The sequence below is a fragment of the Methylobacterium sp. J-059 genome (genome assembly GCF_022829485.1).
Lineage (GTDB): Bacteria > Pseudomonadota > Alphaproteobacteria > Rhizobiales > Beijerinckiaceae > Methylobacterium.
On record NZ_JAKSYA010000183.1, the window covers coordinates 62,313 to 68,991 of the forward strand.

Annotated in this window: 7 protein-coding genes; 4 read left to right on the forward strand and 3 right to left on the reverse strand. The window is 73.0% G+C overall.

The features are described 5' to 3' along the window. Positions 1-225: 225 nt before the first annotated feature. Entirely contained in the window at positions 226-777 is a 552-nt protein-coding gene (locus tag MKK55_RS28205) for a hypothetical protein (RefSeq protein ID WP_243939006.1), read from the reverse strand. A gap of 57 nt (positions 778-834) precedes the next feature. Between MKK55_RS28205 and MKK55_RS28210 the strand changes: the two genes are divergently transcribed. Next, positions 835-1,107, forward strand: coding sequence for a DUF6894 family protein (locus MKK55_RS28210; protein WP_147843465.1), 273 nt, complete (start codon positions 835-837; stop codon positions 1,105-1,107). A gap of 21 nt (positions 1,108-1,128) precedes the next feature. On the opposite strand, the gene MKK55_RS28215 is transcribed toward MKK55_RS28210, so the two are convergent. Further along, positions 1,129-1,584, reverse strand: coding sequence for a GNAT family N-acetyltransferase (locus MKK55_RS28215; protein WP_243938978.1), 456 nt, complete (start codon positions 1,582-1,584; stop codon positions 1,129-1,131). Between the two features lie 226 nt (positions 1,585-1,810). Here MKK55_RS28215 and MKK55_RS28220 point away from each other — a divergent pair, with 226 nt between their 5' ends. Next, positions 1,811-3,136 (forward strand): MFS transporter, encoded by a 1,326-nt coding sequence (locus tag MKK55_RS28220; RefSeq protein WP_243939008.1) that lies wholly within the window; start codon positions 1,811-1,813, stop codon positions 3,134-3,136. A 317-nt stretch (positions 3,137-3,453) separates the two neighbouring features. Here the strand turns inward: MKK55_RS28220 and MKK55_RS28225 are convergent, their stop codons facing one another. After that, positions 3,454-3,690: a hypothetical protein gene (locus tag MKK55_RS28225; RefSeq protein WP_243939010.1), complete on the reverse strand. Its 237-nt coding sequence runs from the start codon at positions 3,688-3,690 to the stop codon at positions 3,454-3,456. A gap of 297 nt (positions 3,691-3,987) precedes the next feature. Here MKK55_RS28225 and MKK55_RS28230 point away from each other — a divergent pair, with 297 nt between their 5' ends. Together MKK55_RS28230 and gudD are read left to right on the forward strand one after the other, a co-directional pair. Beyond that, the gene (locus MKK55_RS28230; RefSeq protein ID WP_243939012.1) at positions 3,988-4,878 is read left to right on the forward strand and encodes a LysR substrate-binding domain-containing protein; all 891 of its coding nucleotides are present in this window, start codon (positions 3,988-3,990) and stop codon (positions 4,876-4,878) included. 122 nt (positions 4,879-5,000) lie between these two features. Further along, complete coding sequence (gene gudD / locus MKK55_RS28235) at positions 5,001-6,362, forward strand: glucarate dehydratase (protein ID WP_243939014.1); 1,362 nt, start codon at positions 5,001-5,003, stop codon at positions 6,360-6,362. The last annotated feature ends 317 nt before the right edge of the window (positions 6,363-6,679 follow it).

Genomic DNA, 6,679 nt, shown 5'->3' on the forward strand with positions numbered 1-6,679 from the left:
CACGCGGCAGCGCGGCCGGACGCCGCTGGGCCGGTCGCACGCCCGGGCCGCAAAGCCCTCGCGCCTCATTAGCGACCGGCGTCGCAGATCCCTCCAAGGGGCCGGGTCGAAGCGGGAGTCTCTTCCCCCAGAGGGAGCCGCGCGGCGCTGGCCACGACCCATTCGAAGACGTTCGACGCCGTGCGATCCGAACCCCCATCGGCAAGCTCAGCCGCAGCCTCCGCCCTATCGGCGGTCGTAGGGATCGTAGGGTGCGAGCGCATCCCCGAGCGCCTTGGCGGCCGGATCGCGCCGGAGATCGAGCTCCCGGTCGAGGGCGCGCACGAAGCGCTCGCGGCCGGCTTCCAGCTCGCGGCCGAGGCCGCCGAAGGCCTCGGCGACCTCGACATGGGGCGGCCCGTCGGTGACGAGGTAGTCGATCCCGCAATCCGGCTCGGCCGGGCGCCCGGCAGGGCGGAGCCAGTAGCAGATGCGGACGCGGGTGAACGGCTCGCCCGCGCGCCGCTCGACCCGGGCGGGCGCCAGCCGAAAGCTGTCTGGCCGGGCCCGCTCGGCATAGGCGAGGCTCTGGCCGACGGTGACGAAGCCCTGCGTGCGGTGCCCGCGCACCAGCGCCATCGCCCGCGCGTCGGAGAGGTCCGCCGGCTGCGCCTGGGCGCCCGCGAGCGAGGCGAGGCCGAGGGCCGCTGTCAGAAAAGCCCGCCGCGCCGCCCGCAGCGACGGCCTCGCGGGCCGGCCGGCCTCGTCCGGCGTTGCGGCGCGGCTGGGCTTCACCATGTCTTGCTCCGATCCCGCTTCGCGTGCGTGAAGCCCGATGCTGCAGGAGCCTGTACCGTGCCGCGCTACTTCTTCAACACACGGATCGGCGACGACTGGGTGACGGACCCGGACGGCGCCGACCTGCCCGATGCCGACGCCGCCTGGGAGGCCGCCCGCGACACCATCCTGGCGGCGCTGCGCGCCGGCCAAGCGCGTGAGGCGCGGGACCAGGCCCGGCTGATGACGGCCGACCTCGTCGTCACCGATGCCGCGGGCGAGATCGTGCTGGAATTCCCCTTCGCCGAGGCGGTCGAGATCGACCCGGACCCCGGCGCGACGTTGCACTGACCGCGACACGCGGCATCGATCTCAGCGCTCGGCGCTTCGCTTGCGCAGGGGCCGCGTCAGGCGGGTGCCGGCCGCGACGAAGCCGGTGGCGGCGCAGAAGGCTTCGAGGTCCGGCCGGTCCGGCGGCAGCACCATCTCCAGCCCGTCGCATCCGGCGGTGCGCGCGGCCTGCGCCGCCGCCTTGAGCAGCAGGCGCCCGAGCCCGCGCCGGCGGTCGTCGGGCGCGACGAGGAGCGTCGTGATCTGCGCGGTCGGCTCGGCGACGAGGGTGCGGTACCAGTGCAGCACGACGAGGCCGCCCGGCGGCCCCCACTCGACCGCGACGAGGGCCGCGCCGTCGCGGCCGCGCAGGGCCTCGATCCGCTCGGCGAGGTCGCGGACCGCGATCGCCGGGCCGCCCGAGCCGATCAGCGCGGCGAGCCCCGGCGCGTCGGCGGCGCTGGCCGCCCGGATCTCCAGCCCGTACCGACCGCTCAAGCCCCACCCCCGCTCATCCCGACCATCGTCATCCCGTCGCTTTCCCGCCGCCCATCGATGCGCGCGCCGCATCGATCCATCCAGCCTTTGAGTTGGACGCCGCGCCGGGGACGCTCCTAACCTGAGATCGCAAGCGGCCGCCGGGGCCCCGTCGAGGGGCCTTCAGAGAACGGCCGCTGTCCGCCGCGGCACCGGCCGGGCGGTCCGCCTTCAGGGAGAAGGTCGTATGAGCGCGGGTCTCGCCATGACCGCGGTGAAGCGCAGCCGCGTGCGGCTCCTCATCGTGACGATGCTCTTCATCGCCACCACCATCAACTACGCCGACCGCGCGACGCTCTCCATCGCCGGCCCGTCGCTCGCCAAGGACCTCGGCCTCGATGCGGTGGCGATGGGCTACGTCTTCTCCGCCTTCGCCTGGTCCTACGTCCTGGCGCAGCTACCCGGCGGCTGGCTGCTCGACCGCTACGGCGCGAAGTGGGTCTATGCCGGCGCGATCTTCCTGTGGTCGGCCTTCACGCTGATGCAGGGGGCGGTCGGCTTCTTCACCGGCTTCACCGCGGTGGCGGTGCTGTTCGGCCTGCGCCTGCTGGTGGGACTCGCCGAGGCGCCGGTGTTTCCGGCCAACGCCCGGATCACCGCGGCGTGGTTCCCCACCGCCGAGCGCGGCACCGCCTCAGCCTTCTTCAATGCCTCGCAGTACTTCGCCACCGTGCTGTTCACGCCGCTGATGGGCTTCGTCGTCCACCATTACGGCTGGCACCACGTCTTCACCCTGATGGGCGCGCTCGGCATCGCCTTCGCGCTGCTGTGGACCCAGGTGATCCACGGGCCGAAGGAGCACCCCGCGATCAACCAGGGGGAGCGCGACTACATCGAGGCGGGCGGCGCCCTCCTCGACATGGACGGCCGCGACGCGGGCGTGGCCCAGGTCGACGCCGGCCGCACGATCCGGCAGCTGCTCGCCAACCGCATGCTGCTCGGGATCTACGTCGGGCAGTACTGCATCACCACGCTGACGTACTTCTTCCTGACCTGGTTCCCGGTCTACCTCGTGAAGGAGCGCGGCCTGTCGATCCTGCAGGCGGGCTTCGCCGCGGTGCTGCCGGCGCTCTGCGGCTTCGTCGGCGGCATCCTGGGCGGCTGGATCTCGGATCGGCTGCTCAAGCGCGGCTGGTCGCTGACCGCATCGCGGAAGATCCCGATCGTCGGCGGGATGCTGCTGTCGATGGTCATCGTCGGCTGCAACTACGTCCAGACCGACGCGCTCGTGGTCGGGCTGATGGCGCTCGCCTTCTTCGGCAAGGGCGTCGGGGCGCTCGGCTGGGCGGTCGTCTCCGACACCTCGCCGCGCCAGGGCGGCGGCCTCTCGGGCGGCCTGTTCAACACCTTCGGCAACACCGCCGGCATCACCACGCCGATCGCGATCGGCTACATCGTGCAGCAGACGGGGTCGTTCAACGGCGCGCTGGTGTTCGTCGGGCTGAACGCGCTCGTCGCCGTGTTCTGCTACCTCGTCGTCGTCGGCGAGATCCGGCGGGTGGAGCTGCGCTGAGCGGGCTCGCGCCGGCAAGGCAACGCTTCAAAGGCGACACGTCTCCGGCCCGGCTTCCAGACCGGTCGCAGGTTGCGCGGACCCGCAGAACACGTCCGCGCAACCGGCTCAAGCGGACCGCCGCCGCCACCCCTCGGGCACGGGATGGCGGGCATGCGCCTCGGCCAGCGCTTCGAGCCAGCCTGCGACGTCGGGTGGGATCGCGGCGTCGCCGGAGGCCCAACGGCGCACCAGGCGGTCATCGCAGGCCAGGGCCTGAGCGAAGCCCCGTTGCGACCAGCGCAGCCGGGCGAGCACGTCGCGGAGGCGGCCGGCAGTCACCCGCCCAACACCTTGATGAAGGCGGCGCCCGCACCGAACAGCGCAGCACCCGCGGCCATGCCGGACAGGGCGATCTGCCAGGGTGCCAAGGCTCGCTCGCGCGCCAGCTTGTCGGCCTCGGCACGCAGCTTGGCCTGCTCTTCGATGAACTTCTGGGTCTCGGCGTTCGACCGAAGGACGCGAGCGACCTGCTCGGCGATGTCGAGGCTGTTCGGAGCGGATGTGCCGGCCATCGGGGTCGTCCTGCAATGCGGCCGGGGAAGCCCCGCGAACATGTCCGCAATATGAGGGACGATCGAACGAATATCAACGACGGCGAAGTCGAGCGGGCGCGGGACGACCCACCTCGCCGAAGCGACGCCACCCGATCGAGACCGTCTTCCGCAAGCCGAAGGCGTTCAAGCGCATCGCGAGGCAGGCCGACGAGACCGATCGAAGCTTTGCTGCCATCATCCGTCTCGCCGCGACCGGCATCGGGATGCGATCAATCCAGGCACGTCGCAACCCGGGTCGCCTTTCCAGGATCGCGCATGTTCGACTTCAGCCAGCTCCGGTGCTTCGCGGCCGTCGCCGAGGAGCTGCATTTCGGCCGGGCCGCCGCCCGGCTGAACATGACCCAGCCGCCGCTCTCGCGGCAGATCCAGGTCCTGGAGCGCATCCTCGACGTGCAGCTCCTCGACCGCACCAGCCGCTCGGTGCGCCTGACCGCGGCCGGGCGCAGCTTCCTGCCCGAGGCGCAGCGCATCCTGCGGCTCGCCGAGACCGCGACCCACGTCACCCGCCAGGTCGCGGCCGGAAGGGCCGGGGTGCTCAAGCTCGGGTTCACGGCGGCTTCGGCCTACGACTTCCTGCCCCGCCTCGTCATCGCCGCCCGGGCCGCGCTGCCGGACGTGACGCTCGCGCTGCGCGAGATGGTGACCAAGGATCAGGTCGAGGAACTGCTGGCCGGGCGCATCGACGCGGCGCTGGTGCGCCCGCCGGTCAGCCATCCCGACCTCGCCTCCGTGCGGGCGCTGGCCGAGCCGATGGTGGTCGCCGTGCCCGCCGGCAATCGCCTGGCGGCGCACGCGGGCCTGACGCTGGCGGACCTCGACGGCGAACCGTTCATCGCCTACGCGCCGAACGAGGCGCACTACTTCCACGACCTCGTCCGCGGCCTGTTCGCCAAGGCCGGCATCCAGCCGCGCATCCTGCAGCAGCTGACGCAGATCCACTCGATCCTGGCACTGGTGCGTGCCGGCCTCGGGGTCGCCCTGGTGCCGGCGGCGGCCGAGCGCCTGCGCTTCGAGGGCGTCGCGTTCCGCCCCCTCGACCTGCCCGCGCCGCGCCCGGCCGAGCTGCACCTCGCCTGGCGCCGCGACGGCGACGACCCGCTGATCGCGCGCCTGATCGCGATCCTGGCAGTGCTGCCGCCGGGATGATCGATGCCTGTCGCGCATCGATCGATCCAGCCTTTGGCTTGGACCCGCATCGGCATCCTTGCAAGAACGTGCGGCAGACGGCGCGCCAGACGCCGGTCCCGTCAACGCCCCGGGAGGCACGCATGCAGGCCGACGCCGTCGATGCCCCGTCGCGCGGATTTTCGCGCTCCCCCACCGTCACCGCGATGCGGGTCGTGCCGGTCGCCGGCCGCGACAGCATGCTGCTCAACCTCAGCGGCGCGCACGGCCCGTTCTTCACCCGCAACCTGGTGATCCTCGAGGATTCCACCGGCGCGACGGGCCTCGGCGAGGTGCCCGGCGGCGAGCGCATCCGCGGCGTGCTGGAGGAGGCCCGCGACCTGATCGTCGGGCGCCCGCTCGGCGCCTGGCAGGCGGTGCTCAACGCGATGCGCGCGCGCTTCGCCGACCGCGATTCCGGCGGGCGCGGCCTCCAGACCTTCGACCTGCGCGTCACCATCCACGCGGTGACGGCGGTGGAATCCGCCTTCCTCGACCTGCTCGGCCAGTTCCTCGACGTGCCGGTGGCGGCCCTGCTGGGCGAGGGCCAGCAGCGCGACGCCGTCGAGATGCTGGGCTACCTGTTCTACGTCGGCGACCGCCGCCGCACCGATCTGCCCTATCGCGAGCCGACCGCCCGCGACGGCTGGATGCGGCTGCGCGACGAGGAGGCCCTGACGCCCGACGCCGTCGCACGCCTGGCCGAGGCCGCGCATGCGGCCTACGGCTTCAACGACTTCAAGCTGAAGGGCGGCGTGCTCGCCGGCGAGGACGAGATCGCCGCCGTCACCGCGATCCACGAGCGCTTCCCGGAAGCCCGCGTCACCCTCGACCCGAACGGCGCGTGGTCGCTCGCCGAGGCGATCCGCCTGTGCAAGGGCCGCGGCGGCGTGCTCGCCTACGCCGAGGATCCGTGCGGGGCCGAGGACGGGTTCTCGGGCCGCGAGATCATGGCCGAGTTCCGCCGCGCCACGGGCCTGCCCACCGCCACCAACATGATCGCCACCGACTGGCGCCAGATGAACCACGCGATCCAGCTGGGCGCCGTCGACATCCCGCTGGCCGACCCGCATTTCTGGACGCTGGCCGGCTCGGTGCGGGTGGCGCAGCTCTGCCGCGACCGCGGGCTGACCTGGGGCTCGCACTCGAACAACCACTTCGACGTGTCGCTGGCGATGTTCACCCACGTCGCGGCCGCCGCCCCGGGCAAGGTGACGGCGATCGACACGCACTGGATCTGGCAGGACGGCCAGCGCCTGACCAAGGAGCCGCTGGCGATCCGCGGCGGGCTCGTGCGGGTGCCGGATCGTCCGGGGCTGGGCATCGAGATCGACATGGCCGAGGTCGAGGCGGCGCACGCGCTCTATCTGGACCACGGCCTCGGCGCCCGCGACGACGCGGCGGCGATGCAGTTCCTCGTCCCGAACTGGACCTTCGACAACAAGCGCCCGTGCCTCGTGCGCTGAGGGCGACGGACGCTTCAGATCCCTCCCCCTCTGCGGGGGAGGGTGGCCCCTGCGTCGGCAGGGGTCGGGAGAGGGGAGCGCCGTATCCGGCACCGGCGCTCCCCTCCCCCCCCCCCCCTCCCCCGGCCCCCCCCCCCCCCGCGGGGGGGGGGGGGGGGGGGGGTCGGGCGAGGCCCGACCCCCTCCACCGACTCCACCCAAGAGGACAACCGGAGGACACCCCCTCCCCCCCCGTCTACGCGGCCCCCCGCCACGGGCGGGGGCCCAGCCGGCCGGTGGGCAGCCCCCCCGCCCCCCCCCCTCCCACGACCGCGAGC

Coding starts and splice junctions, on each gene's coding strand:
- MKK55_RS28205 (WP_243939006.1), bottom strand. CDS start 777: ATGGTGAAGCCCAGCCGCGCCGCAACGCCGGACGAGGCCGGCCGGCCC.
- MKK55_RS28220 (WP_243939008.1), top strand. CDS start 1,811: ATGAGCGCGGGTCTCGCCATGACCGCGGTGAAGCGCAGCCGCGTGCGG.
- MKK55_RS28225 (WP_243939010.1), bottom strand. CDS start 3,690: ATGGCCGGCACATCCGCTCCGAACAGCCTCGACATCGCCGAGCAGGTC.
- MKK55_RS28230 (WP_243939012.1), top strand. CDS start 3,988: ATGTTCGACTTCAGCCAGCTCCGGTGCTTCGCGGCCGTCGCCGAGGAG.
- gudD (WP_243939014.1), top strand. CDS start 5,001: ATGCAGGCCGACGCCGTCGATGCCCCGTCGCGCGGATTTTCGCGCTCC.